Origin of the sequence: Rhodococcus sp. ACS1 (assembly GCF_002300155.1) — a bacterium.
Lineage (GTDB): Bacteria > Actinomycetota > Actinomycetes > Mycobacteriales > Mycobacteriaceae > Rhodococcus_F > Rhodococcus_F koreensis.
This window is the reverse complement of record NZ_NSDZ01000005.1, coordinates 1,058,537-1,084,622: the sequence shown is the minus strand read 5'-3', so window position 1 is coordinate 1,084,622 and position 26,086 is coordinate 1,058,537. Positions and strand designations below refer to the sequence as shown.

Below are 26,086 nucleotides of genomic sequence, written 5' to 3'. Positions count from 1 at the left end.
CGAACAGCCGTGCCCGTGAAAGGACTTTCGATGACCACGAGCGTTCGCGCTCCCCTGGAGACCACCACCGGCTATCCCGCCGAACTCGTCGCACGGTACCGTGCCGCCGGGTACTGGACGGACGAGACGTTCCAGCAGTTCCTGGGCGCCCGCGCCGAGCGATTCGGGGACGCGATCGCCGTGACCGGACCGGACGCGTCCGGGACCGACCGCGCCCTCACCTACCGGGAACTGTCCGACCGCGCCGACCGGCTCGCCGCCGGGCTGCAGTCGTCGGGGGTGCAGCCCGGCGATCGGGTGGTGGTGCAACTGCCGAACATCGTCGAGTACGTCGAGGTGATCTTCGCGGTCTTCCGGCTCGGCGCCCTGCCGGTGTTCGCGTTGCCCGCGCACCGCTCCCAGGAGATCTCCTACTTCTGCAGTTTCGCCGACGCCGCGGCCTACGTCGTCACCGACACGCACGCCGGTTTCGACTATCGCACGCTCGCCCGCGACGTGGTGGCGTCGGCGGAGAACCCGCCGACAGTCTTCGTGGCCGGGGACGCGGAGGAGTTCACCTCCCTCGACGAACTGCGCACGGCGGACCCGATCTCGGACGAGCCGGCGGCAGGTCCGGAATCCGTGGCATTCCTGCAGCTCTCCGGCGGAACGACCGGGGTGTCGAAGCTGATCCCGCGCACCCACACCGACTACCTGTACTCGGTGCGTGAGTCGGACCGCATCTGCGGCATCGACGAGAACACCCGCCTGCTGGTCGTTCTCCCTGCGGCGCACAACTTCCCGATGAGCTCCCCCGGCATCCTCGGCGTGCTGCACGCCGGTGGCCGCGTGGTGCTCGCACCGGATCCGAGTCCCGACACCGCGTTCGCGCTCATCGAGCGGGAGGGCGTCACGATCGCGTCGCTGGTGCCGCCGCTCGCGTTGGCGTGGCTGTCCGCCGCCGCCCGCACGGAACGGGACATCTCGAGTCTCGAGGTGCTGCAGGTCGGTGGCGCGAAGTTCAGCGCCGAGGCCGCCAAGCGGGTGCGGCCCGAACTCGCGTGCACGCTGCAGCAGGTCTTCGGGATGGCCGAGGGACTGGTCAACTACACCCGGCTCGACGACCCGGAAGACACGATCGTCACCACCCAGGGCCGGCCGATCAGCCCCGACGACGAGGTGCGGGTCGTCGACGACCACGGCGAACCCGTCCCGAGCGGCACGTCCGGTCATCTGCTCACCCGCGGCCCCTACACCATCCGCGGGTACTACCGGGCCCCCGAACACAATTCGACGGCGTTCACCGAGGACGGCTTCTACCGCACCGGCGACATCGTCCGCCTCACCGACGACGGCTATCTCGTCGTCGAGGGCCGCGCGAAGGACCAGATCAACCGCGGCGGCGAGAAGGTGGCCGCGGAAGAGGTCGAGAACCATCTGCTCGTGCACCCCGCCGTCGCCGACGTCGCGGTCGTGTCGATGCCCGACCAGTACCTCGGCGAACGCAGTTGCGCGTTCGTCGTCGTCCAGGGCGAGCAGCCGAAGGCCGTGGAACTCAAGAAGTTCGTCCGCGGCCGCGGACTCGCCGACTACAAGGTGCCCGACAAGGTGGTGTTCGTCGACGAGTTCCCGGTCACCGGTATCGGCAAGATCAGCAAGTCGGAACTGCGCCGGGCACTGGAGAAGACGTTCGTCACGTCGTGACCCGGCCGGCTACCGGGACAGTCTCCCCAGCAGCGCGGACGCGACGGCGATCCCGAGCACCGCGGCTGCCACGAGCACCCCGAAATCGAGCCAGTAGTTGGTCGGCTGGCCGATGAGCAGCCCCCTGAGCGCGGACACCTCGTAGCTCAGCGGGTTGACCCGGCTGATCGCCTGGACCCATCCCGGCATGAGTTCCACCGGATACAGCGCGTTCGACGCGAAGAACAGCGGCATGGTGATCGCCTGCCCGATCCCCATCAGCCGGTCACGTTTGAGCACCACCCCCGCGATCGCCACCGACAGGCACGAGAAGAACGCCGCTCCCAGCACCACCACCACGACGACGCCCAGGAGGCGCAGCGGGTTCCACGTCATCGCGACGCCGAGCAGCGCCGCCACGACCACCACGACCACGGCCTGGGCCACCGCGCGGACACCGGCCGCGAACGCCTTGCCCGTCACGAGAGCCGCACGCGGAGTGGGTGTCACGAGCAATTTGGTGAGGACACCGGCGTCGCGTTCCCAGATGATCTGGATGCCGTAGAAGATCGCGACGAACAGCGCCGACTGCGCGATGATGCCCGGCGCCAGGTAGTCCAGATAGGGGACGTCGCCGGTCGGGATCGCACGGATGCGGCTGAACGTCTCCCCGAAGATGACGAGCCACAGGATCGGCTGGATCGCACGGGTCACCAACTCCGTTCGGTCGTGACGGAGTTTCTGCAACTCGACCAGACAGAACGTGGCGATCCGCGAGATCAGCCGGAGCACACCGCGGGTCGGCGGTTCACCCCAGACGACGCGCGGTGCGGCGGGCGCTACGGACATCCCGGAGCCCTCCCTTCTCGTCGGCGGTGAGACTGTCACCGGTGTAGTGGCGGAAGACGTCGTCGAGCGTCGCGTCCGGCCCGAGTGCGGCGACGAGTCCGGCCGGCGAACCGACCGCGCGCAGTTCGCCCCGGTGCATCAGCGCGATCCGATCACACAGCGCCTCGGCCTCTTCCATGTAGTGGGTGGTGAGCAGCACCGTCATCCCGTACTGCTTCTGCATCTCGGTGACGCGGGTCCACACCGAATCCCGCGCGACCGGATCGAGCCCGACCGTCGGTTCGTCGAGCACCAGCAGCGACGGCCGGTTGACCAGCGCCTGCGCGAGTTCGAGGCGCCGGACCATGCCGCCGGAGAAACTCGACGCCACCCGATCGGCGACGTCGGCGAGATCCACCATCTCCAGCACCTCGTTCACCCGGCCGCGGCGTTCGGACCGCGGGACGTCGTAGAGGCGGGCGAACCAGGACACGTTCTCCCGGGCGGTGAGCGCGCCTTCGATCGACAACTGCTGCGGCACGTACCCCAGCAGCCGTCGAACGGACATCGCCTGAGAGCGCACGTCGTATCCGAAGATGCCGACGTCACCGTCCTGCAGCGGAAGAAGCGTGTTGAGCAGCCGGATCGTCGTGGTCTTCCCCGCGCCGTTCGGGCCGAGAAGGCCGAAACACTCGCCCGCCTCGATCACGAGGCTCAGGTCGTTCACCGCGGTGTAGTCGCCGAACCGGTAGGTCACATGCGACAGTTCCAGCGCGTTGCGGGACGGCCGCGCTCGTGCGGCGGCCTTCTCCCTGCGAAATATCATCGGGCGACCTCCTGATCGCTGTCCTCGGCGCGATCCGGATGGAGCGCTCCGGCGAGGCGGATGAGGGCGGGAATGGCGGATTCGATGGCCGCCCTGTCCTCGGCGCTCAGTCCGTCGAATGCGGCCGCGACCTCGAGATTGCGGCGGTCGCGCCAGCGCTCGACCTGCGACCGCGCCGCGCCGGTGAGCGCCAGGCGGGCGACGCGGCGGTCGGACTCGTCCCGCACCCGTTCGATCAGCCCGGCGTCCGTGAGTTGCCGCACGAGGGTGGAGACGGTGTTCGCCGCGAGACCCAGTGCCGCCGCGGCCTCCGCGACGGAGGTCCCGGGCCTGCGGCGGAGCAGTCGCACCAACTCCACCTGCGACCCGGTCAGCGGCGTCTCCGGCCACGGCCGGCCGACGCGTCGGCGGGTGTGCCTGCGCAACAATCCGATTGCGGCGAAGAGTTGCTCGGCAGGCGCCAACCCGGAGTGGTCGGGAGCCTCGTTCTGTGCCATACCCACAATATAGCTCTGTTTCAGAGGTATTACGAGGGCGGCTACGCTCGGGCCTGCAACCGTGTAACCGAGGGTGACGAGGAGACGTCCGTATGTGCCTGGTTCTGTTCGCCTGGCATACCCGCCCCGATCTCCCCCTCGTCGTCGCGGCCAACCGCGACGAGTTCTACGCCCGCCCCACCGAACCGCTGCACCGATGGGAGGACGGCTTCGTCGCGGGCCGCGATCTGCTCGCAGGCGGAACGTGGATGGGCATCTCCGACGCCCTGCGGTTCGCGGCCGTCACCAACGTCCGCGACGGCGCCCCCGCGACCGGGGCCCGGTCCCGCGGAGACCTGCCCGTCGACTACCTCCGCGGCCTGCTCTCACCCGCCGACCACGCCGAACAGGTGGCCGCGACCGGCGCCGAGTACGGCAGCTTCAACCTGCTCGTCGGCGACGCCGCAGAACTGTGGTGGGTCACCAACCGGCCCCACGGTCGCATCCAGCGCGTCGAACCCGGCGTCCACGGCCTGTCCAACGCCGAACTCGACACCCCGTGGCCGAAGGTGACGGGCGGCAAACAGGCGTTCGCCGCCGCGCTCGCCGCGGACGACGGCAGCCCCGACACAGATCCGGGGGCGTACTTCGACGTGCTCGCCGACAGCGACCCGGCACCGTGGGACGCGCTGCCCGACACGGGCGTCGCACCCGAACTCGAACGCGCCCTGTCGTCCCGGTTCATCCGCCACGGCGAGTACGGGACGCGGGCGTCGACCCTGCTGCGGGTCCGGGCGGACGGCACCTACGACATCACCGAGCGACGCTTCGACGAGAACGGCCCCCTCCCCACGTGAGTGGCAAAGTGTGCTCCCGCACGCTTTGCCACTCACCTCAGAGGGAGGACCGGATGACCCCCGCCGTCTGATCGAGCGCGATCCGGCTCGGCGACTTCGGCATTCCGCGCAACCCGAACCCGTCACCGGCAGTCCGCGGAACGACGTGCAGGTGGACGTGGAAGACCTCCTGGCCGGCGGCGATCCCGTCGGCCAGGAACAGGTTGACGCCCTGAGCCCGCATCGGCCCGTGCCGCAGCGCGGTCGCGAGACGCTGCCCCACCGCGAACACCGCCGCGCCGTCGCCCGGGTCGAGGTCGGCGAGCCCGCTCGCATGCCGCTTCGGGACCACCAGCAGATGTCCGGACGTCCACGGCCGGATGTCCATGAACGCCATCACGTTCTCGTCCTCGTACACGACGCTGGCATCGGAACGGCCGGACACGATCTCGCAGAAAATGCAGTTCACGTAGGCACCTCCGGTGCTTGTGCGCCTTTTTGGTAGTCCCAGCAACCAGAAAGGCGCACGGGCGGCGGAGCCGCCTACAGGATCGGGGACGGCTGGTAGGCGGCCGCCTCGGGGTTGGCGTCGACGAGCTTCTGCACCTGCGCCACGACCGTGGCGACCTGCGCCTCTGCGGCACCGATGAACGCCTTCTTGTCGGCGAGAGCCTGGTCGAGGGCGGCCCGGTCGAGGGGCAGGCGGTCGTCGGCGGCGAGCCGGTCGAGGAGGTCGGGCTCCTTGCCCTGCTCACGCATCGCCAGCGCGACGGCGACGGCGTGTTCCTTGATGACCTCGTGCGCGGTCTCCCGGCCCACTCCGGCCCGCACCAGCGCCATCAGGACCTTGGTGGTGGCGAGGAACGGCAGGTACCGGGTGAGTTCCTTCTCGATGACGGCGGGGTAGGCGCCGAATTCGGCGAGCACCGTCAGGAACGTCTCGATGAGTCCGTCGATCGCGAAGAACGCGTCCGGCAGCGCGACGCGGCGCACCACCGAGCAGAACACGTCACCCTCGTTCCACTGCGCGCCCGCCAGTTCGGCGGCCATCGACGCGTATCCGCGGAGCACGACCTGCAGTCCGTTGACGCGCTCGCAGGAGCGGGTGTTCATCTTGTGCGGCATCGCCGACGACCCGACCTGCCCGGGCTGGAAGCCCTCGGTGACCAGTTCGTGGCCCGCCATCAGGCGGATGGTGTGCGCGAACGACGACGGCCCCGCCGCCACCTGCACCAGCGCGGACAGCACGTCGTGGTCCAGCGACCGCGGGTACACCTGGCCGACGCTCGTGAACACGTGGGAGAAGCCGAGATGCTCGGCGACCTTCTGCTCCAGCGCCTCCAGCTTGGACGAGTCACCGTCGAGGAGGTCGAGCATGTCCTGCGCGGTGCCCATGGGGCCCTTGATGCCGCGCAGCGGGTAGCGGTCGATCAGCTCACGCAGCCGGGTGAGCGCGACGAGCAGTTCGTCGGCGGCGGACGCGAACCGCTTGCCCAGGGTGGTGGCCTGCGCCGCGACGTTGTGCGAGCGGCCTGCCATGACGAGGCTGCTGTACTCGGCGGCCCGCTCGGCCAGCCGGGCCGCGACCGCGACACCGTGTGCGTGGACGTGCTCGAGCGACCGCAGGATCTGCAACTGCTCGACGTTCTCGGTGAGGTCGCGGCTGGTCAGCCCCTTGTGGACCTGCTCGTGGCCGGCGAGGGCGTTGAACTCCTCGATGCGGGCCTTCACGTCGTGGCGGGTGACGCGCTCGCGGTCGGCGATGGAGTCGAGGTCCACCTGCTCGAGCACGCGTTCGTAGTCGGCGAGCGCCTCGGCCGGCACGTCGATCCCGAGTTCCGCCTGAGCCCGCAGCACGGCGAGCCACAGCTGACGCTCGAGGACGATCTTGTGCTCGGGCGACCACAACTCGACGAGTTCGGGGCTGGCGTAACGGTTGGCAAGGACGTTCGGGATGCGGCTCACGAGTCCTCAGTTTACGGCGGCGCTACAGCTCGACGTGGTCCGGCCGGTCGAGGGCGGGCGCGACGACGTCGACGACGTCGAGCAGCATCGCCCGGGCGAGGGCCCGCAGGTCGGGGTCGTGCTCGCCGAGCGCGGTGACCACGGCTCCGTCGACGACGGCGACGAGCCGCCGGAGTTGCTCCTGCCGGACGTCGCGGTCGGAGCGCCGCAGCGCCTCGGTCAGGACGTCGTCCAGTTGCGCGCGCAACCGCAACTGGACTTCGCGCAGTTCGGGGCGGCGCGCGCAGGCCGTGAACCGCTCGTACCGGGAGATCAGCCTCTCGCGGCAGTCCTCACTGATCAGGGCCGGTCCGACGAGCAGGTCGAGGAGGAGGTCGACGGTGGACTCGCGGCCGCGGCGCCGGTGCGTCACGTCCTCGACGCGGCCGCGCATGACCGCGAGGTCGCGGTTGCCGTTGCATTCGACTGCCTTCGCGATCAGGTCGTCCAGCGACTCGAAGTAGTAGGTGGTCGACGCGAGCGGAAGGTCGGCGCGGGTGGCCACCGAGCGGTGCCGGACCGCGTCGAATCCACCCTCGAGGAGCAGATCGGCGGCAGCCTCGACCAGCGCCTGTCGGCGCCGTTCGCCCTTCGGAGTTGCCGCGGATGACACCAATTCATCCTGCCAGCCGCGGATGCCGCACCAGGGCAGATTGGGCGACAGACCGCGAAGTATGTGGGTGGTGCCGCGCACCGGCGTAGCGTCGGAACGATGCGGGTGTCGGTGCGGATGCTGGCCCTGGGATGCGCGGCGACGGCGCCGATGGTCCTGGCGTCGGCGTGCGGGTCCGCCGGCGATCCGGCACCCGATCCGGCGGCCGTCTTCACCGCCGCCGCATGCCCGTCGCCGAACGTCCCCGGACTGCCGCAACTGGACCTCGGCGCCGAGTTCAGCTGCGGCACGTTGACCGTTCCGGAGGACCGCTCCCGTCCGGACGGACGACGCATCGAACTGGCCGTGACGCGGCTCGGTGCCACGTCCGCGACCCCGCGACCCGACCCTCTCGTCTATCTCACGGGAGGTCCGGGCGGGCCCGCGCCGGCGAGTGCCGCCCAGGTCGCGCCGCTCGGGCTGAACCGGGATCGCGACGTCCTGTTCCTCGGCCAGCGCGGCACCATGCATTCCGACCCCTTCCTGGCATGCCCCGAGATCGACGAGTTCCAGGCGGCGCAGACGGCTCTGAGCCCGCTCGATCCGGCGACCGCACCCCTCGACGTCGAGGCCACTCGGACCTGCCGCGACCGGGTCACCGGGGGCGGTTACGACCTCGGCGCCTACGACACCGCGGAGAACGCCGCCGACGTCGCGGATCTGCGGGTGGCGCTCGGCCTCGACGAGTGGAACGTCTACGGCGTCTCGTACGGCACCGACCTCGCACTCACCGTGCTCCGCGACCACCCGGACGGCATCCGCAGCGTGGTGCTGGACTCGGTCGTGCCGACGCAGAACAACATCATCGAGGGCTTCTGGCCGGGCGCCGCCGCGGGCTACCGAGCACTGTTCGACGCGTGCGCGGCGCAGCCGGCGTGCGCCGAGGCCTACCCGGGCCTCGAGGACGAATTCACCGCGACCGTGAACCGCCTGGCCGTCGCTCCGCTGACCGTCGACCTGTCCGGCAGACGCGTCGTGCTCGACGGGTACACGTTCGCGAATCTGGTCATCCAGCAGAGCCTCGCGCCGGGCAACTACGCCGGACTCCCCGCGCTCGTCCACGCGACCGCCACCGGCGACGGCGTCCCGGCCGCGACCGCACTGCTCGGCACGGTGACGCCGCCCGGCCTCATCGGCTACGGACTGACGTTCGGGGTGTTCTGCGGTGAGCAGACGGCGTTCACCGACCGTGGGCAGGTTGCCGCCACCGCGAAGCAGGTGCTCCCGGACTTCCCGGACGCGGTGCTGTCGCTGGTGCCGCAGGCCGCCCGGATCTTCGACGACTGCGACGTCTGGGACGTGCCCGCGTCCGACGTCCGCGTGCACGAGCCGACGGGAAGCAACGTGCCGACCCTGCTCCTCACCGGATCGCTCGACGCCGTTACTCCGCCGTCGCAGGCGCGCACCGCTGCCGCCACCCTGTCGCGGTCCGAGGTGCTCGAGTTTCCCGGACTCGGCCACGACGTGCTGCAGTCCTCGGACTGCGCCCCGGCCGTCACGATCGGCTTCCTCGAGCAGCCGACCGGCGGCTACGACACGAGTTGCCTCACGCGAGTGCAGATGCCGGTGTTCACGACCGGGTGAGAGCCGGAGGCCGGCAGGCGAGGCGACGGAGCCGCAGCGCGATCGCCACCAGCGCCGGGAACGTGACGGCGAGAACTGTCATGCGCTGGAGGAGCCCGGCGACCTCGTGCAACGGTGCGCCGCCCGGCATCGCGAACCGGCCGAGCAACACGAAACAGCCCAGACCGAGAATTCCGGCGACCCCGACGTACCGCGCCAGGCCGCGCCACCGCGGATCGGCGGCGAACCGGCGCGACAGCACCACCAGGGCGAGGGCGCTGCACGAGAAGAACGTGACCCCCGCGATCACGTGGTGGCCCGGGTCGTAGGGCTCCCCTGCCGGATCTTCGCGCAACGGAAACACTGCGGCGAGTATCAGCCCCACCGCCGCCACGCCGAGCAGAGCGGGCCCTGCCCAGCCGTACCGCGTTTTCGCGATGCCGCGATGGAGTCCGATCGCGAAGATCGTCAGCAGCACGGCGAAGGCCACGAAATTCAGCTGTTGGATCCATCCGCGTGGGTCCGCCTCGAGAGCACTGATCGGGTCGGCGATCCGGCTGTAGTCGCCTTGGCGAAATGCCTCCTGGACGAAAAATCCCGCGGTGAACAACACCGGACCCGCGACGCCCGCGCGGGCCGCCCACCGCTGGAAGTCGGGGCGTGACACGCGAACTGACGTGGTGACCATGACCACGACGCTAGGGCGACGTCACCGTCCGGGCATCGGGTAACTTACCCATCTTCCCGAGACGGTCATCTGAGTCGTTCTACCCACTGCGGTCAGTTGTCGGGGAGGACGGCCCCGGTCGCCTCGTCGACGTTGACGTCGTAGTCCCAGCCCTTGGCGTCGCGGATGTGAATGTGCCACACCGGCTTACCGTCCCGCTGCTGCTGCTCCGAATTCGCGACCGTGCCGCCCGGGACCGTTGCCAGGGCGATCTGCTCCGCCTGCTGCTGGGTCACCGCGCCGGCGGGCGGTGCGGGTGCGGCCGCCGTGGCGGTCTGCCCGTCCTGGCTGTCGGACACCACGGTGCCGGTCGCCGCGTCGACGTTCACGTCGTAGTCGTAGCCCCGTGTGTCGCGGATGTGGACGTGCCACACCGGCTTACCGTCCCGCTGCTGCTGCTCCGAGTTCACGACCGTGCCGCCCGGGACCGTCGCGACAGCGGTCTGCTCCGCCTGTTCCTTGGTGACCGCCGCGGCCCCTGCCGCGCTCGTGGCGGTCGGCGACGTCATCGCAGCGGAGGCCGACGCCGTGGCACTGGCGGAGGTCGACGGGGTGTCACCGCTGTCAGAACCGCATCCGCCCAGCAGCAGCGCGGAGGCCGCGACTACCGGGATCAGGCTCGCACAGCGCACAATTCTGCTGGTCATCGTGGCTCCTCGATCGCTCGACGGCGTCAAACCTGCCTGTCAGAGTACGGGAGCCACAACCGACCTCGCGGTAGTTTTCGCCAGTTCTCGGCCCGAGTCAGACCCTCACCACGCCCGACACGACCCCCGCCCGAAGCTGCGCCGGGCGAGCACGAGCCACACGATGGGCAGGAAGACGAGCGGGGGGACGCGGACCAACGCGACCCACAGGATCGCGGCGAGGATGGCCACCACGAACACGAGTACCCGCAGCGCCGCCGCCTCCCGCCCGGGGTCGCGTCGCACGCGCACCCGTTCGGGTTCGGGCGTGAAGCGCTGCTTGTCCGGAAGATCCGCGAACAGCGGCACGAGGTCGCCGGCGGTCTTGGCGAGGTACGCCGCCCGCACCCGGGCGTCGAACTCGTCGGTCTCGAGCCGTCCGGCTGCGAAATGTTCGGCGAGTGCCGCCGCTGCTTGCTCCCGCTCCACGGTCCCGATGCGGACTCCGCCAGGAAGGGGTGGCTGTGGATGACTGATGTCGCTCATGTCGTCGCCTCGCGCCTGGTTTGTAACACTGTAATCCTAGCCACAGTGTAGGCCTTCTATTCCTGGTCGCGCCCGTGGAAACCTTGCCGGCGCTGTTCCTCCGCGCGTTCCCGGCACCGCCGCACGAACTCGGCTTCCTCCGGATCGGCGGGCAGCCGATCGCGCGGAATCTTCTGCGGCCGCCCGGCCACGAGCCACAGCACCGAGCCGACGAGCGGAAGCAGCAGCACGATCACCAGCCACCCCTCCTTCGAGAGGTTCCGGAACTGGTCGTCGTCGGTGGTGACGGCGTCGGCGAAGCACAGGACCCACAACACGAATGCGAGCAACGCGACGTACAGCATCGTCGTTCTCCTTGCCTGGCGCGCCCGAACACGCGGTGCGCCCAAGTCCATCGAACAACTGCTGCGGCATCGCCGCAAGAGTGAACCGCGGCTACAGCCAGCGGCCCAGTCGCACCAGGGATTCCCGGACCTCGGCCGTGGACCCGGCGAACGACAGCCGGACGGTCTTGTCTCCGTGGACGGTGTCGAAATCGATGCCGGGGGCCAGCGCAAGACCGGTGTCCTGCAGCAGCCGCGAGCACCATTCCGTCGACGTCGCGCCGTGGGATCCGCCGAGCAGGTGCCCGATGTCGGCGTAGACGTAGAACGCCCCGTCGGCGGGTGCCAGGTCGGTGATGCCCAGCTCGGGAAGTCCGGTGAGCAGCAACTCCCGGTTGACGGCGTAGCGCTGGACGTGGCCGTCGAGTTCGGCCCTCGATTCCTCGGTGAACGCCGCGATCGCCGCGTACTGGGAGATGGCGGGCGGGCACACCGTCATGTTCGACGCCAGCCGCTGCAACGGCCGGCGCAGCCCCTCGGGGACCAGCATCCAGCCCAGCCGCCAGCCCGTCATCGAGAAGTACTTGGACACCGAGCCGACGACGACGGATTCGCGGGACGTCTCCCACGAGCTGGTCATCGCCTGATCGCCGTATCCGATGCCGTGATAGATCTCGTCGGAGATCAGCAGCGTCCCGTGGGCGTCGCACCAGCGGGCGAGGGCGGCCAGTTCGCCGGGGTCGATGACGGTGCCGGTGGGGTTGGCGGGGCTCGCGACGATCAGTCCGGCGGGCGGCTCGGGCAGGGCGTCGAGCATCGCGACCGTCGGCTGGAACCGGGTGTCGGCTCCGCAGTCGATCTCGATGACGTTGCAGCCGAGCGCGGCGAGCGTGTTCCGGTAGGCCGGGTAGCCGGGGCGGGCCACCACGACGGTGTCGCCGACGTCGAAGGCGGCGAGGAACAGCAGCGTGAATGCGCCGGAGGAACCGGTGGTCACGACGACGTCCTCGGCGTCGACGTCGATCCCGGACTTGCCGGCGTGATATCCGGCGATCGCCTCCCGCAGCGGCAGGATCCCGAACGTCTCGGTGTAGCCGAGCAGGTGCCCGTCGAGCACTTCCCGCGTCGCGCGGAGCACCGGCTGCGGCGCGGGCGTGGACGGCTGCCCGGCCGCGAGGGTCAGCACGTCGCCGTGGGTGCGCTGACGTTCGGTGGCGGCCTTCCACACGTCCATCACGTGGAAGGTCTGGATGTTGGACCGCTGGGATTCGGGACGCACCCCATGACGCTAGCGTGACGCGCTCACTCCCCCGCCAACGCGTCCCGCTGCGATTCCACCGTCTCCCGGATCGCCCCCACCACCGCCGCGACCTCCGGTCGTCGCAGCGACTCGGGCCGCGCCACGAGCCAGTACGCCAGCGTGGCCTCGACCTGCCCGGGCAGCACCCGCACGAGGTCGTCGTGGCGGTCGGCCATGAAGCACGGCAGCAGCCCGATGCCAGCCGACGCCCGGGTGGCCTCGACGTGCACGAACACGTTGGTGGACGTCACCGATTCGCGCATCGAGACGGTGAGGCGGCGCGCCAGGTCGAGTTCGTCGACCTGCAGCATCGAGTCGATGAAGTAGACGAGTGAATGATCGGCCAGATCATTCACTCGGGTCGGGGTGCCGTGTTCGGACAGATACGACCGCGCCCCGTACAGGCCGAGGGTGTAGTCGGCCAGCCACAGCGCCTCCGCCCGGTGCACCTGCGGTTTGCCCACGACGATCTCGATGTCGAGTCCCGAGCGATGCTGCGAGGCCCGGCGGGTGATCGCGACGATCTCCACGGACACGTCGGGGTGCCTGCTGCGGATCAGCGCGCCTGCGGGCGCCGCGATGTAGGCGCTGAACCCGTCGGTCGCCGACACCCGGACCACTCCCTTCAGGTGGTCGGCGCCGCCGGGTTCGGCGACGAGTCCGTGGACGGCGGCCTCCACGCGTTCGGCCGCGGTCAGCGCCTGCCGCCCGAGGTCGGTGAGTTCCCATCCGCCCGCGGCCTTCACGAGCACCCGGCCGCCGAGGCTTTTCTCCAGACTCGCGATCCGGCGCGAGATGGTCGTGTGGTTGACACCCAGGTCGTCGGCGGCCGTATTGAAGCGGCCGGTTCGCCCCACTGCCAGCAGAACGAGGAGGTCGTCGGGGCTGGGCATGGCTGTTCCGGGCGTCACTTCTGCATATTTGCACATGCGGGTTGCAGGTTGCGTCATTGTGTGCGCACAAATATGCATCAATACTCGGCAGGACCAATGAACTGTGCCCCCAGTCACAACAGGGTGCGGAGTGTGAAGAGGAGCGACAGATGAGCGTCGACGATACAGCGCACGTGAAGGAAGCCCCGCCGTCCGGGCTGAAGAAGGTGGTCGGCGCATCCATGGCCGGCACCGTCGTCGAGTGGTACGAGTTCTTCCTCTACGGGACCGCGGCGACGCTCGTGTTCAGCAAGGTCTTCTTCGCGGCCGGGGGCAACGAACTCGACGCGATCATCGCGGCGTTCGTGACCTACGCCGTGGGCTTCGTCGCCCGGCCGCTCGGCGGCATCGTCTTCGGTCACTTCGGCGACAAGTTCGGCCGCAAGCAGTTACTGCAGTTCAGCCTCCTGCTCGTCGGCACGGCCACGTTCCTGATGGGCTGCCTGCCCACCTACGGCCAGATCGGGTACTGGGCCCCCGCCCTGCTCGTCACGCTCCGCTTCATCCAGGGATTCGCCGTCGGCGGCGAGTGGGGCGGCGCGGTGCTGCTGGTGGCCGAGCACAGCCCCAGCAAATCCCGCGGCTTCTGGGCGTCGTGGCCGCAGGCCGGTGTGCCCGCGGGCAACCTCGTCGCGACCGTGGTCCTGCTGATCCTCACGACGACGCTGTCCGACGAGTCCTTCCTCAGCTGGGGCTGGCGTGTGGCGTTCTGGTTGTCCGCCGTCATCGTCCTCGTCGGCTACTACATCCGCACGAAGGTGACGGACGCGCCGATCTTCATCCAGGCGCAGAAGGAAGCGGAGCACATCAAGGAGACGTCGTTCAGCGTCTTCGAGGTGCTCAAGCGTTACCCCCGCGGCGTGCTGACGGCGATGGGCCTGCGCTTCGGTGAGAACGTCATGTACTACCTGGTGGTCACGTTCTCGATCACGTACCTCAAGGTGGTCGTCCACACGGACACCGCGCAGATCCTCTGGTGGATGCTGATCGCCCATGCCGTGCACTTCGCGGCGATCCCGCTCGTCGGGCGGCTCTCCGACATCATCGGCCGTCGTCCCGTCTACATGATCGGTGCGCTGACCGCGGGCACGTGGGGCTTCTTCGCCTTCCCGATGATGAACAGCGGGCACAACGCCGTCATCCTTGCGGCGATCATCATCGGACTGGTGTTCCACGCGTTCATGTACGCCGGTCAGCCGGCGATCATGGCCGAGATGTTCCCGACCCGCATGCGGTACTCGGGTGTCTCCCTCGGCTACCAGGTGACGTCGATCGTGGCGGGTTCGCTGGCGCCGATCATCGCGGCCAGCCTGCTCAGCAAGTACGACTCGGCCGTTCCGATCGCGATCTACCTGGCGATCGCCTGCCTGATCACCGCCGTCGCCGTCGTCGTCGCCCGGGAGACCAAGGGCATCTCGCTCGAGTCGATCGACGCGGCGGACGCGCAGATCCTCGCCGACGAGAAGGCCGCAGGCGCGAAGAACGAGGTCCCGGCATGACCGAGCAGAACCTGAGCGGGCGCACCGCGCTCGTCACCGGCGGCGCCAGCGGCATCGGCGCGGCCTGCGCCCGGGCGCTCGCCGCGCGCGGAGCCCACGTCACCGTCGCCGATGTCGACGACGTGGCCGCCAAGAGCCTCGCCGACGACATCGACGGAACGGCGTGGCACGTCGACCTCCTCGACACCGATCCGCTCACCGAGTTGCGGCTCGAGACGGACATCCTCGTCAACAACGCCGGGATCCAAACCATCAGTCCCATCGAGGAATTCCGCCCCGAGGACTTCCGGCGCATCCAGACTCTGATGGTCGAGGCGCCGTTCCTGCTGATCCGTGCCGCCCTGCCGCACATGTATGCGACGGGTTTCGGGCGCATCGTCAACGTCTCGTCGGTGCACGGACTCCGCGCGTCGGCGTTCAAGGCCGCGTACGTCACCGCCAAGCACGGGCTCGAGGGACTGTCGAAGGTGACGGCCCTCGAGGGCGGTCCGCACGGCGTCACCAGCAACTGCGTCAACCCCGGATACGTCCTGACGCCGTTGGTGCAGAAGCAGATCGCGGATCAGGCGCAGGTGCACGGCATCAGCGAGTCCGAGGTGATCGAGAAGGTGATGCTCACCGAGAGTGCGATCAAGCGACTGGTGGAACCGTCGGAGGTCGCTTCCCTCGTCGCGTGGCTCGCGTCCGCCGACGCAGGCATGGTCACCGGCGCCTCCTACACGATCGACGGAGGCTGGACCGCCCGATGACCTGGTGACGAAGCAGGCGTGCACCCCCGGATACTCCGGGGGTGCACGCCTGCTTCTACAGTGCTTCGACCTCAGGGAATGGCGATGCGGCCCTCGACCGCGGCCAGCCCGATGTCCTTCCGGAAGTGGCTTCCCGGCAGCTTGATCGCGGAGATCTTGGAGTACGCGTCGGCGCGCGCCGCGTCGAGGTCGGCTCCGACGCCGACCACGCTGAGCACGCGTCCGCCTGCGGAGACCACCTGGTCGTCGACGAGCTTCGTGCCTGCGTGCAGGACGCCGTCACCGTCGGCGCCGGTGATCACGTCGCCGGTACGCGGGGTCGCCGGGTAGTGCTCGGCCGCGACCACGACAGTCACCGCCGAGCCGTCCTGCCATTCGAGCGGCGCGACCCGGTCGAGCGTTCCGGTGGCCGCCGCGTTCAGCAGCTCCCCGAGCGGGCTCTTCAGCAGCGCGAGAACCGCCTGGGTCTCGGGGTCACCGAAACGGCAGTTGAACTCGACGACGGCCGGGCCGTCCTTGCCGATCGCCAGCCCGGCGTACAGCAGACCGCTGAAGGCGCTGCCGCGGGCGACGAGCTCGGCGGCCACCGGCTTCACGACGTCGTCGACGATCTGGGTCACGGTCTGCTCCGGCAGCCACGGGAGCGGCGTGTAGGCGCCCATGCCGCCGGTGTTGGGTCCGGTGTCGCCGTCGCCGACCCGCTTGTGGTCCTGGGCCGGCAGCAGCGGCACGACGGTCTCACCGTCGACGACGCAGAACAGCGACACCTCGGGACCGTCGAGGAAGGATTCGAGGAGGACGGGGTGGCCGTTCTCGAGCAGTTCGGCCGCGTGGTCGCGGGCGGCGTCCCGATCGGTGGTGACCACGACACCCTTGCCCGCCGCGAGGCCGTCGTCCTTGACCACCCAGTTGGGCCCGAAGCGGTCCAGTGCCTCGTCCAGCTTGGCGGGCGAGTCGACGATCTCGCTGTGCGCGGTCTTCACGCCGGCGGCGGCCATGACGTCCTTCGCGAACGCCTTGGAACCCTCGATACGCGCGGCGTCGGCCGACGGGCCGAAGCAGGCGATGCCTGCCGCGCGGACGGCGTCCGCGACACCGAGCACCAGCGGGACCTCGGGGCCCACCACGACGAGGTCGGCGTCCAGCTTCTTCGCGAGGGCCGACACCGCCTCCCCGGACGCGATGTCGACCGAGTGCTGCTCGGCGATCTTGCCGATCCCGGCATTGCCGGGCGCGCACATCAGGGCACTGACACCCGGATCGCGAGCAAGGGCGAGAAGGAGGGCATGTTCACGGGCTCCGGAGCCGATAACGAGTACGCGCACGGGTGTCAGCCTACGGGCCGCGCCAGGCTGCGGCTCCGCCACCCGTGAGTACTTGTTAACCGCCGGCGGTTGACAATTACTCACGGGCGTCAGCAAGCTGCTCGATCCGCGGCGGCCAAGCCGAACACCAGAGCAGGTGCGATACCTCCGGTGTATGCGCGGTTGTAGAGTCCGCCGGTGTCCGATCCGGCGGCAAACAGTCCACTGATCGTGCCGCCCGCCGAATCGAGGACACGGCCGTGCTCGTCGATGCGGATGCCGTGGAACGGGAACGTCAGAGCCGGGCATGCCTCGACGAGGTAGTACGGACCCTCGTCGAGCGGGGACGAGTCGAACCTCCGCGGAGGCTGCCCGTCCGCACCCGCCGCGTTGAGAGAGCGGATCTGATGTGCGATCGCAGCGCCGTCGTAGCCCCACTCCTCGGGAAGGTAGGCGAACTCGTCCAGGTTCTCGGCGATTCCACACCGCCCACCCCGGCGCTGCGCGAGGTCGAACTTGTCGAGAGACGCGGCGCCTTCCACGTAGCTGCCGGTGATCCAGTCGCGGTAGACCCGCGCATCGGCAACGAGCAACCCTCGCGACTCGGGCTGCTCCAGCAGGTCCATCGTGGTCAGATGGTCCCCGACGGTCTCATCCGTGAAACGGCGGTTGTCGAGGTTGAACAACAGCGCGTGCTCGCTGTAGTAGAGCGAGAGTGCGACGAAATCGGACGGGTCGCGGAAGCGCACGCCCGTCGGTACGAGGTGGCCGTAGAAGCCGGACCGATCCGTCCCGGTCGCCGCGCCGACGGCCTCGGCCAGGCGAAGTCCGTCTCCCGCACTGGTGGGATTGGAACGCAGTTGCATCTCGCTCGCCGCGGGGTGGATGTGCGCGGAGGCCAACTCGGGATTCGCCTGGAATCCGCCCGTCGCAAGAATCGTCGCCGGGGAATGTATTTCACATTCGGTGCCGTCCGCGAGCTGGACACGCGCACCGGCGACTCCACCGTCCAGCGGGAGCAGCGCGAGAGTCTCTGCCCCTGTGTGCACCTCACCGCCGTGACTTCGGATTCGGCGACGACACTCGTCGATGTACCGGTTGGTGTCGAACTGATGCCCGGTGCCGTAGCGGAGTACGGTGACCGCGTCCGCGCAGTCGACGCCGAGGGACCGGATCCAGTCGATTCCGTCGGAGAACCCGTCGACCAGCGCTCGCCGCAATTCCGGATCACCGTCCGGGTTGACCTCGTCCATGACCTCGTGCGAAGGCGCGGTCCATGCGTATCCGGCGAACTGCGCGGACCCGCCGATCGCCGCGGACTTCTCGACGACGACAACCGATTTTCCGCTGGTCGCCGCCCGCGCGGCCGCAGTCAACCCGGCCATCCCGGCGCCGATCACAAGTACGTCGGTTTCGATTTCTGCCATCCAATGCTCCTCATCGCATGTGACCGAGCCGTTGTGTTACCACCGACACACTAACTCTTTAACTGAAGTCAGTTCAATAGTTCGGGAGATTGCCGAGCCGCGCGGCTCCGCGTCGTGCACGAATGTGATTGCCGACACACGAGTTCCCCTATAACATCCATTGAACTGAACTCGATTCAAGGAGTGGATGTGCGGAAAATTCTTCTCACGGTCGGCGTGGTTCTCGCCACAACCTTGACCGCCTGCGGAACGCATGCCGGCGACGGCGATGCGGGTGGCCCGATCAAACTCGGTGCGTGGCTTCCCCTCTCGGGGCCACAGGCGTCGGGCGGTCTTCCGCAGGAGGCGGGCACCCAAGCGTTCTTCGATCAGCTCAATGCGGCAGGGGGGATCCACGGACGCCCCGTCGAGTGGACGCCGGTCGACAATGCCTTCGATCCGCAGCAGACGATTCAGGTGGCGCGACAGTTGGTCTCTCGCGACCGGGTTGTCGCGATTGTCGGCGCCAACGGCACGGCCACCACGGAAGCAACGTTTCCGTTCGTCCTCGAACAGAACAAGATCCCCGTGTTCGGGACCTACGGCGGCTCCGCCGCCTGGTACGACCCGCCGCGGGACGGGTTGTTCGGCAGCCAGACGCTCTACGAGAACCAGGCGCGCGCTGCCGCGCAGTGGGCACTCGACGAGGGTGCCAAGAAGGTCACGATCATCCGCAACGATCCGGCCGCGTTCGTGAATGTGGGCGCAGTCGCCACGACCGAGCTCGAGAAGGCCGGTGCGGAGGTTTCGACGGTGGAGGTCAAGCTCGGTACCACGGACTACAGCCCGTTCGTGTCCCAGATCCGTGCGGCCGCACCCGACGCGGTCCTCACGATTCTGCCGATCCAGGAGGCCGCCGCCTACCTCAACGAGATGGCGCTGCAGGGTGTGAAGATTCCCAGCTACGGCTACTCCCCTACGGTCGGCAACAGCCTGCTCGACCTGGCAGGTAAGAATGCGGACGGATTCCGCGCCGTGTCACTCACGCTGCCTCCCACCGCCGACACCCCGGAGGTCGAGGAATACCGTCAGGCACTGGCGAAGTACAAGCCCGGCGAGAAGCCCGATTTCTACTCGCTGGCAACCTACGGTTCGGCCAAAGCGTTCGCCCAGGTTCTCGCGACCATCGACGGCGAGATCACGTCCGAGTCCATCACCGACGCGATAGTCGCGAGCGGCACCCTCGACACAGGCGTCATGCCTCCGCTCACGTTCAGCGCCGACGAGCATGTCGGCACCCGCAGCGTGGTCCGGGTCCAGGTCGAGGACGGCAAGTTCGTCCCCATCGGCGACTTCGTGTCGCCGCAGTAGCACCGCAGTAGCACTGTGTCCCGCCCCTGAATTCAGGGGCGGGACACAGTTGTCGGTGGGGGTGGAGCTCAGACGGTGAATCGCCCACGGTTGCTGAGCAACACCGCACCGACGACGTTCCTGGCCTGTTCCGAGGCGAGGAACAGCACGTTGTCCGCGATCTCGTCCGGTGTCGCGTACGGCACCGGTGTGTTGTTGACCCACTGCATTTTCAGTTCTTCCGGTGTGCGAGCGGACATGCCGGTCTCCGTCGGTCCGGGAGCGACGAGGTTGAGCCGGATGCCGAAGGCCACGACCTCCTTGGCGACGGCCTGGCAGAAAGCATGGACGGCCGCTTTGGACGCCGCGTAGTGCGGGTACCCCGTCAAGGTGTCGAATGCCGAGGACGAGCCGATCACGACGATCGCGCCACCTTTCGGCTTCATTTCCCGCACTGCGGAGCGCACCACGTGAAATGTTCCGTCCAGGTTGACCGACATCACACGACGCCACCGTGCATCGGTGAGGTTCGCCGTCAGGTCGATCGGGGTGCCCGCGGCAGTCGCCTCCGTGATGATCTTCTTGGACTCAGGGTCGTCCACACCGGCGGCGTGCACGACGACGTCGAGCCGGCCCTCGGCGGCGACGACCTCCGCCATGGCGGCGTCGACGGCCGCCGGGTCCGAGACATCGACCACTCGGACGATCGTCTTCGGATCGTCGCCGTACCGACGGCGCAGCTCGTCGACCACGATGTCGACCACGTAGACGCGGGCAGCACCCTCGTCGACGAGCTGCGCGACAACGGCTGCTCCGATTCCTGATCCGCCTCCGGTTACCAGGGCTACTGCGCCGTCGAATCTGCCGTGTCCTGCCGTCCGAGACTTGTTCATCTTCTCCGTTCTCCTTTTCTCCGAGCCTGATCGATCCGGACGGCGATTCAGCTTCGCGGAACGCCCACGGCCGTCACGGCTTTGGTACGAACACTTCCCCGATGTGCGCGGGGATCTCGGTACCGAAGTACGCCGCCTCCGCGATCTGACCGAATCCCGGCGTGCCGCTGTTGCCGCGCGCGACGACCTCACCTTGACGGAGAACAACGATCTCACTGCAGGATTCGAGCGCGCGGGCGAGGGACTGGTCGAGCAGGATGGTCGTGATGCCGCGACGCGCCAGAGCATTGACCTGCGAGTAGACCTCGTCGACCATGGCCGGGGACAGACCCAGCGCAGGTTCGTCGAGGATCAGAACCTCGGGGTCGGCCATCAGCGCACGGGCGATGGCGACCAGTTGTTGTTCGCCGCCGGACAGCGAGCCTGCCGGGATGTTCATGCGGGTGCGGACACGTTCGGGGAGTCCGTGCTGCAACTCTTCGAGCCGAGTGCGCAACCGGCGGCCGGAGATTCCTGCGGCGTACGCCGCGACCTCGAGGTTCTCGCGCACCGACAGGGTGCGGAACAAGGCACGCCCCTCGGGAACCAGGCTGAGCCGCAGCGCATCTGTGCCAGTGACCGTCCGGGTGCCGCCGGTCGAGTGCAGGTCGCCGTGCAGGATCCGGCCCAGGGTGCTCTTGCCGGCGCCGTTCGCGCCCACGATGCCGAGGATGCCGCCCGCGTGGACGTCGAGATCGATGCCGGACAACGCACGTACACCCGCGTAGTGGTGCTCGACCCCCCGCACGGAGATCAACGGCGTCGCCGCTCGGTCGATGTCGGGTGCGATCAGTGTGGTGTCGATGTTTCCGAGATACGAGTCGCGGACCGTTTGGTTCTGGAGAACGGTATCCGGGGTTCCATCGGCGATCAGCTCACCGAAGTCGAACGCCACCACCCGATCCGCGACGGCGAACAGATCGTCGAGGACGTGGTCGATGATGACCACCGAGGTACCGGAATCCGAGAGCCGGCGGATGTGTTCTGCGAGGGTCCGACGTTCGTCCGCGTCGAGGCCACCGAACGGCTCGTCGAGAACCATCAATCGCGGGTTGTCGGCCAGCGCCGCGACCGCACGGGCCAGATCGACCCGCTTCTGCAGCCCGAACGGCAGTTCTCCGGGGAGTCGGTGCACGTGGTCGGCCAACCCGACACTTGCGAGTACCTGCAACGCAGAGTCGCGATCGGCACGGCGCTCCCAACGGTTGACGACACTGACATTCTCGAGAACGGTCAGTTCCGCGAAAAGTTCGGCATGCTGAAATGTCCGGCCGAGGCCGAGCGAACGTCGACGAGTCGCCCGCACGCCGTTCAGCGGTCGGCCACCGAGTTCCATCGTCCCCTCGAGTTCACCGCCACCGATCAGGCCACACAGGGCGTTGACGAACGTGGTCTTGCCGGCCCCGTTCGGCCCGATGATCGCGAGCACCTCACCCGCACCGACGCGGAGATCGATATCGTGCACGGCCTGAAGACCACCGAATCGGACACCGAGTGCCTCCGTCCTCAGCACGGCCGCCTCGGCGGCATCGGCCCGCAGGTTCGCGCCCGATCCCGCAGTGTCGACGAGATCGGGTCCCGAGAGGGACGGCGCCGGGCGGCCGAGTGCCCGGGTGACCGGGACGAATCGGCGCAACAGCTTCCCGGCCGTCGGGACGATTCCATCGGCGAGAAACAGCAGGGTGAGAATCAGGACACCCCCGATCAGGTAGGGCTGGTCGATCGACAGGGACGACGCCAAGGTCGGTGCGGACGCCAGGAACGCGCCGCCGAGAACGGCACCGATCACACTGCCGGTCCCGCCGAGGACGGTCGCGGCAATCAGGTTGACCGCGAACACCATCGAGAACCCCTCCGGGCTGATGAAGCCCGACAGCAAGGCGAGTAGCACACCGGACAGGCCCGCGACACCCGCACTGATCGCGAAGCCGAGGCTCGACTGCAATTCGGGAGCGATACCGATCGACCTGCCCGCCAGGGGGTGCGTCTTGGCGGCGACCATACGCATACGGATGGTCGTGCGGCGCAGGAACACCGACACCGCGATCGCGAGACCGAGAATTCCGACGGCCAGGTAGGTGACTTCGTCGGACGACGGAACGAGGTCGCCGAGCGCGGTCTCGAACGTCTCGACCGGCACTCCCTGGTCGCCGCCGGTGACGCTCTTCCACGCACCGATGATCTCGAGGATCACCAAGGTGAACGCCAACGTCAGAAGGGCGACGTACAGCACGGAGAAGCGGGAGCCGGCGAAACCGAGGAAGCCTCCCAGCAGTGCGCACAAGACAACGGCGACAACGGAGGTGAAGGCAAGTCCCCAACCGTGACTGCTGCCGTAGGCGGTTGCATACGCGCCGATCGCAACCATTGCGGGGTGCCCGATCGACCAGATACCCGTCCACCCGGCGAGCAGCGAGATGGACAGGACGATCAGTCCGTACACGGCAGCGAGTCCGACCGTGTACATCTGGTAGCCCGGTACGAGTCCGGAAGACAGCACCACCAGCGTGAGGAGCGCGGCAGCCGGGCCTCCGAGGAGCTGACCGGCGCTGTACAGCCGCTGGGCGGTGCGTCCGGTGGGCTGGGCCGAGATGTCTTTTGTGACCATGGATATCAGACCCTCTCGAAGGTTTGGCGGCCGAAGATGCCCTGGGGACGAATGAGCAGCACGAGCACCGCCACACAGAAGACGAACGTGTCGCGGAAGCTGGCGGAGATATAGGCTGCAGCGAGGTTGTCCAGGACACCGATGATGAGCCCACCGATGACGGCGCCGTACATGCTGGTGAGGCCACCGAGCAGGATGCCTGCGAAAGCACGGAACAACACGGGGGCGAGGATCACCGGCGACACCCCGGTTTTCGGGGCGTACAGGAAGACTCCCAGCACCGCCAGCGCCATGCCGAGAGCCCAGGCGGTCCGCGCGACCTTGTGCGCGTTGATGCCCATGATCTCGGCGGTCTCGGCAGATTCGGCGACCGCGCGCATCGCAGATCCGAGCGGCGTACGCGTGAAGAGGTACGCAATGGCCGACACGGCCAGCGCGGCGAGGACGATCGTGGCGATGTCCTGCAGCATCAGATTCGAGTTGCCGATCGAGATCGTGCCGTCGATGAGCTGCGGGAAGCGTCGCGGCTGCTCTCCCCAGTACTGGCCGATCAGATGCTCGACAATGATCGACAAGCCCATCGTGACGACGAGCGCGGCGAAGAGCTTTCCCTGCCCCAGTGGACGGATCAGCGCTTCCCGCACCACGACTCCGCTGAGGGCTCCGAAAACGACCGCGACGACCAGTGCGACGACGATGCCCACGCCGGCCCCGTATGCACTGAGAGCAACATAGATGGCGAGAGTGGACAGCGATGCCATTGCGAAATTCATGACGTCGGTCGATCGGAAGATGATGACCAATCCGAGTCCGATGAGACCGTACACGGCACCGTTGGCGATGCCGGTGGTCAAGGTGATGAACAACTGATCCACGATGCCTCCGAGGGCGGCCGATTCGAATTGAGTTGACTTCAGTTCAGTAACCTAAGGGACCGCGAGTGTGAGCGCAACCACACCGCTGCCCCCGTGAGTACTTGTTAACCGCCGGCGGTTAACAAGTACTCACGGGCGACAGCATGGCCTTCGGCGACGGCGTGTGCGACCTTGCGTGGGACGAGCGCATCGCCGATGACGTGTACGCGTGGGTTGTCGGGCGCGAGGAGCGACCAGTCGGCCGAGCGCCGCTCGCCGGCGACGACGACCCGGTCGGCGTGGAGGCGGGTCCTCGCCCCCGACAGCGTGCTCTCGAACTCGACCGAGCCGTCGGAGACCGAGACGATCGACGACAGCACGCGCACGTCGACCGGTTGGCCCGACAGCCGGCGCAGATACTGCACGCGCCCCTCTGCGGGAAGGCCCGACGCGAAGGCCGCGGCCGGCGTCAGGACCGTCACGAGGTCGGCGCCGGCGGCGAGTGCGGCTTCGACCGAACTCGCCGCGGGCCAGAGCCCGAATCCGTCGTCGACCACGACGACATGGCCGGCGCCGCGCAGGGGCTCCCCTCCCCCGGCCAGTGCCTGCGACGTGAGCAGCGACGTCGTTCCTGCCGCTTCACGGGGCAGCGTCTCCTCGGCCCCGACCGCCAGGACCACGTCGTCGAAGCCCTCCAGCTCGGCGGCACTCACCCGGTGGCCCAGCCGGATCGTCACCCCCGACAGGTTGTCGGAGTAGTAGTCGAGGAGGCGACGCCAGCCGCTGCGGTGTGGTGCGCCCGCGGCAATCGCGAGCTGGCCCCCGATCCGGTCGCGACCGTCGAAGAGGGTGACGTCGTGGTCGGGTCCGAGCCGCGTCGCGCACTCGAGCCCGGCCGGGCCCGCACCGACGACGGCGATCCGGCGCCGGTCCGTGGACCGGCGCGTCGGGCCGAGGGTCAGCGGGTACGCCGGGCGTGCGGACTCGCCCGGCGGAGCGAGTTCCGGATTGACCGAGCAGAGCAGGACCGGGTCGAACGCCCGGCAGTCCTCGTTGCAGGACACGCACGGGCGGATCGAGGATTCCCGGCCGGTCAGCATCTTCCGCGGGAAGTGCGGGTCCGCGATCAGCGGTCGTGCCACGCCGACGAGGTCGGCACCCGACCGCAGGGCGGTGTCGATGGACGCACCGGTGCGGAAGGACTGTGACACGAGCAGCGGTGTCGCGGTGGCCGCGCGCAGCCGTCCGACCGCATCGAGCAGCGGCGGGTCGGTGACGGCCATGTCCCGGACGTAGGTGGTGCGGACGCCGACAGTGACGTTGACGTAGTCGAAGCCGGAGAGGTACGGAAGGAGCTCACACAGCCCGTCCATGCCGAGGCCGGCTTCTTCGCCCCCTTCTGCGGAGACGCGCACACCGAGGACGAGACCGGGACACGCGTCGCGGACCGCGGCCGCGATGCGGTCGAGGATCCGCACCCGCTGCGAGACCGTCGTGGCGTCGGGGCCGAAGTTGGTGACCGGCGAGAGGAACTGCGCCAGCAGGTATCCGTGGGCTGCGTGCAGTTCGACGACGGGGAATCCGGCGGACCACGCGTGAACAGCGGATGTGCGGAAGGCGTCGACGATCCCGTCGACTTCGGCGGGCCCGAGTGCGCGGGGACGCGTCGGTTCGCGAGGCGAGCGGACGACGGTCGGCCCCACGGGATGGCTCCACAGTTCGGCGCCGAGCGTTTCACGACCGAGGTGGACCAGTTGGCACGCCGCCACGGCCCCCTCCTCCGTGATCGCCCGTGCCCGGGCCTCGAGGCCTGCGACGATTTCCGGACGCCAGGCCTCGGTGATGTTGCCGTTGCGGTTGGCCGAGTTCGGTGACACCACGGTGCCGCCGACGATCAGCATCGCGGCCCCGCCCGCTGCCCGGCGGCGCCAGTAGTCTGCGTCGCCGGGCGACGGGACACCGCCGGCGACCGCTCCCGAGGCGTGCGCCGTCCCGACGAGTCGGTTCGCCAACCGAAGCGGGCCGAGCTGCAGCGGCCGAGCAGCACGTGGAGACGTCATGAATGCTCCTAACTGAACTGGAT

At 68.6% G+C, this 26,086-nt stretch carries 24 protein-coding genes; 6 read left to right on the top strand and 18 right to left on the bottom strand.

The window, feature by feature from the left end; translation table 11 throughout:
• Positions 1 to 30 precede the first annotated feature (30 nt).
• On the top strand, positions 31 to 1,683 hold the full coding sequence (locus CJ179_RS25720) for a (2,3-dihydroxybenzoyl)adenylate synthase (protein ID WP_095863281.1): 1,653 nt from the start codon (positions 31 to 33) through the stop codon (positions 1,681 to 1,683).
• Between the two features lie 9 nt (positions 1,684 to 1,692).
• Here CJ179_RS25720 and CJ179_RS25715 read toward each other — a convergent pair whose 3' ends face one another.
• The 3 genes from CJ179_RS25715 to CJ179_RS25705 are packed head-to-tail and all read right to left on the bottom strand — an operon-like array spanning position 1,693 to position 3,813.
• Positions 1,693 to 2,511 carry an ABC transporter permease gene (locus CJ179_RS25715; RefSeq protein ID WP_072942946.1) on the bottom strand — a complete coding sequence of 273 codons (819 nt, stop codon included), beginning with the start codon at positions 2,509 to 2,511 and terminating at the stop codon, positions 1,693 to 1,695.
• A complete protein-coding gene (locus CJ179_RS25710; RefSeq protein WP_095863280.1) occupies positions 2,471 to 3,316 on the bottom strand; it encodes an ABC transporter ATP-binding protein in 846 nt (281 codons plus the stop codon). The genes CJ179_RS25715 and CJ179_RS25710 overlap by 41 nt, the downstream gene beginning before the upstream one ends.
• Entirely contained in the window at positions 3,313 to 3,813 is a 501-nt protein-coding gene (locus tag CJ179_RS25705) for a MarR family winged helix-turn-helix transcriptional regulator (protein WP_072942942.1), read from the bottom strand. Before CJ179_RS25705 ends, CJ179_RS25710 begins: the two co-directional genes overlap by 4 nt.
• A 92-nt stretch (positions 3,814 to 3,905) precedes the next feature.
• Between CJ179_RS25705 and CJ179_RS25700 the strand changes: the two genes are divergently transcribed.
• Entirely contained in the window at positions 3,906 to 4,649 is a 744-nt protein-coding gene (locus CJ179_RS25700) for an NRDE family protein (RefSeq protein ID WP_095863279.1), read from the top strand.
• Positions 4,650 to 4,686: 37 nt separating this feature from the next.
• Here the strand turns inward: CJ179_RS25700 and CJ179_RS25695 are convergent, their stop codons facing one another.
• From CJ179_RS25695 to CJ179_RS25685, 3 genes are all read right to left on the bottom strand, one after another.
• Complete coding sequence (locus CJ179_RS25695) at positions 4,687 to 5,097, bottom strand: HIT family protein (RefSeq protein WP_095863278.1); 411 nt, start codon at positions 5,095 to 5,097, stop codon at positions 4,687 to 4,689.
• Between the two features lie 74 nt (positions 5,098 to 5,171).
• Complete coding sequence (purB, locus tag CJ179_RS25690) at positions 5,172 to 6,593, bottom strand: adenylosuccinate lyase (protein WP_072942936.1); 1,422 nt, start codon at positions 6,591 to 6,593, stop codon at positions 5,172 to 5,174.
• A gap of 22 nt (positions 6,594 to 6,615) precedes the next feature.
• Positions 6,616 to 7,245, bottom strand: a complete 630-nt coding sequence (locus CJ179_RS25685; RefSeq protein ID WP_015888636.1) for a TetR/AcrR family transcriptional regulator — start codon at positions 7,243 to 7,245, stop codon at positions 6,616 to 6,618.
• A gap of 99 nt (positions 7,246 to 7,344) precedes the next feature.
• On the opposite strand from CJ179_RS25685, the gene CJ179_RS25680 reads away from it, so the two are divergent.
• Positions 7,345 to 8,868, top strand: a complete 1,524-nt coding sequence (locus CJ179_RS25680) for an alpha/beta fold hydrolase (RefSeq protein ID WP_095863277.1) — start codon at positions 7,345 to 7,347, stop codon at positions 8,866 to 8,868.
• On the opposite strand, the gene CJ179_RS25675 is transcribed toward CJ179_RS25680, so the two are convergent.
• The 6 genes from CJ179_RS25675 to CJ179_RS25650 all read right to left on the bottom strand — a co-directional run bounded on the left by CJ179_RS25675 (position 8,855) and on the right by CJ179_RS25650 (position 13,319).
• On the bottom strand, positions 8,855 to 9,535 hold the full coding sequence (locus tag CJ179_RS25675) for a DUF998 domain-containing protein (protein WP_095863617.1): 681 nt from the start codon (positions 9,533 to 9,535) through the stop codon (positions 8,855 to 8,857). The genes CJ179_RS25680 and CJ179_RS25675 overlap by 14 nt on opposite strands.
• A 92-nt stretch (positions 9,536 to 9,627) precedes the next feature.
• Positions 9,628 to 10,221: a PepSY domain-containing protein gene (locus tag CJ179_RS25670; RefSeq protein ID WP_095863276.1), complete on the bottom strand. Its 594-nt coding sequence runs from the start codon at positions 10,219 to 10,221 to the stop codon at positions 9,628 to 9,630.
• 105 nt (positions 10,222 to 10,326) lie between these two features.
• Positions 10,327 to 10,746, bottom strand: a complete 420-nt coding sequence (locus CJ179_RS25665) for a DUF1707 domain-containing protein (protein WP_072942927.1) — start codon at positions 10,744 to 10,746, stop codon at positions 10,327 to 10,329.
• 56 nt (positions 10,747 to 10,802) lie between these two features.
• The gene (locus CJ179_RS25660) at positions 10,803 to 11,090 is read right to left on the bottom strand and encodes a PLDc N-terminal domain-containing protein (protein WP_072942926.1); all 288 of its coding nucleotides are present in this window, start codon (positions 11,088 to 11,090) and stop codon (positions 10,803 to 10,805) included.
• Between the two features lie 91 nt (positions 11,091 to 11,181).
• Positions 11,182 to 12,348 carry a pyridoxal phosphate-dependent aminotransferase gene (locus tag CJ179_RS25655; protein WP_072942924.1) on the bottom strand — a complete coding sequence of 389 codons (1,167 nt, stop codon included), beginning with the start codon at positions 12,346 to 12,348 and terminating at the stop codon, positions 11,182 to 11,184.
• 23 nt (positions 12,349 to 12,371) lie between these two features.
• Positions 12,372 to 13,319, bottom strand: a complete 948-nt coding sequence (locus tag CJ179_RS25650) for a LysR family transcriptional regulator (RefSeq protein ID WP_373560154.1) — start codon at positions 13,317 to 13,319, stop codon at positions 12,372 to 12,374.
• Positions 13,320 to 13,411: 92 nt separating this feature from the next.
• On the opposite strand from CJ179_RS25650, the gene CJ179_RS25645 reads away from it, so the two are divergent.
• On the top strand, positions 13,412 to 14,800 hold the full coding sequence (locus CJ179_RS25645) for an MFS transporter (RefSeq protein ID WP_095863274.1): 1,389 nt from the start codon (positions 13,412 to 13,414) through the stop codon (positions 14,798 to 14,800).
• Entirely contained in the window at positions 14,797 to 15,549 is a 753-nt protein-coding gene (locus CJ179_RS25640; protein WP_072942918.1) for a 3-hydroxybutyrate dehydrogenase, read from the top strand. Before CJ179_RS25645 ends, CJ179_RS25640 begins: the two co-directional genes overlap by 4 nt.
• Before the next feature lie 71 nt (positions 15,550 to 15,620).
• Here CJ179_RS25640 and purD read toward each other — a convergent pair whose 3' ends face one another.
• Entirely contained in the window at positions 15,621 to 16,874 is a 1,254-nt protein-coding gene (purD, locus tag CJ179_RS25635) for a phosphoribosylamine--glycine ligase (RefSeq protein WP_095863273.1), read from the bottom strand.
• Between the two features lie 89 nt (positions 16,875 to 16,963).
• Positions 16,964 to 18,280, bottom strand: coding sequence for an FAD-dependent oxidoreductase (locus CJ179_RS25630; protein ID WP_095863272.1), 1,317 nt, complete (start codon positions 18,278 to 18,280; stop codon positions 16,964 to 16,966).
• Positions 18,281 to 18,469: 189 nt separating this feature from the next.
• Here CJ179_RS25630 and CJ179_RS25625 point away from each other — a divergent pair, with 189 nt between their 5' ends.
• Positions 18,470 to 19,630, top strand: coding sequence for an ABC transporter substrate-binding protein (locus CJ179_RS25625; protein WP_072943157.1), 1,161 nt, complete (start codon positions 18,470 to 18,472; stop codon positions 19,628 to 19,630).
• 68 nt (positions 19,631 to 19,698) lie between these two features.
• Here CJ179_RS25625 and CJ179_RS25620 read toward each other — a convergent pair whose 3' ends face one another.
• From CJ179_RS25620 to CJ179_RS25605, 4 genes are all read right to left on the bottom strand, one after another.
• Positions 19,699 to 20,502 carry an SDR family NAD(P)-dependent oxidoreductase gene (locus CJ179_RS25620; RefSeq protein WP_072942912.1) on the bottom strand — a complete coding sequence of 268 codons (804 nt, stop codon included), beginning with the start codon at positions 20,500 to 20,502 and terminating at the stop codon, positions 19,699 to 19,701.
• Between the two features lie 73 nt (positions 20,503 to 20,575).
• Positions 20,576 to 23,149: an ATP-binding cassette domain-containing protein gene (locus CJ179_RS25615; RefSeq protein WP_095863271.1), complete on the bottom strand. Its 2,574-nt coding sequence runs from the start codon at positions 23,147 to 23,149 to the stop codon at positions 20,576 to 20,578.
• A gap of 5 nt (positions 23,150 to 23,154) precedes the next feature.
• On the bottom strand, positions 23,155 to 24,024 hold the full coding sequence (locus tag CJ179_RS25610; protein ID WP_072942908.1) for a branched-chain amino acid ABC transporter permease: 870 nt from the start codon (positions 24,022 to 24,024) through the stop codon (positions 23,155 to 23,157).
• A 104-nt stretch (positions 24,025 to 24,128) separates the two neighbouring features.
• On the bottom strand, positions 24,129 to 26,063 hold the full coding sequence (locus CJ179_RS25605; RefSeq protein ID WP_095863270.1) for an FAD-dependent oxidoreductase: 1,935 nt from the start codon (positions 26,061 to 26,063) through the stop codon (positions 24,129 to 24,131).
• Between the last annotated feature and the right edge of the window lie 23 nt (positions 26,064 to 26,086).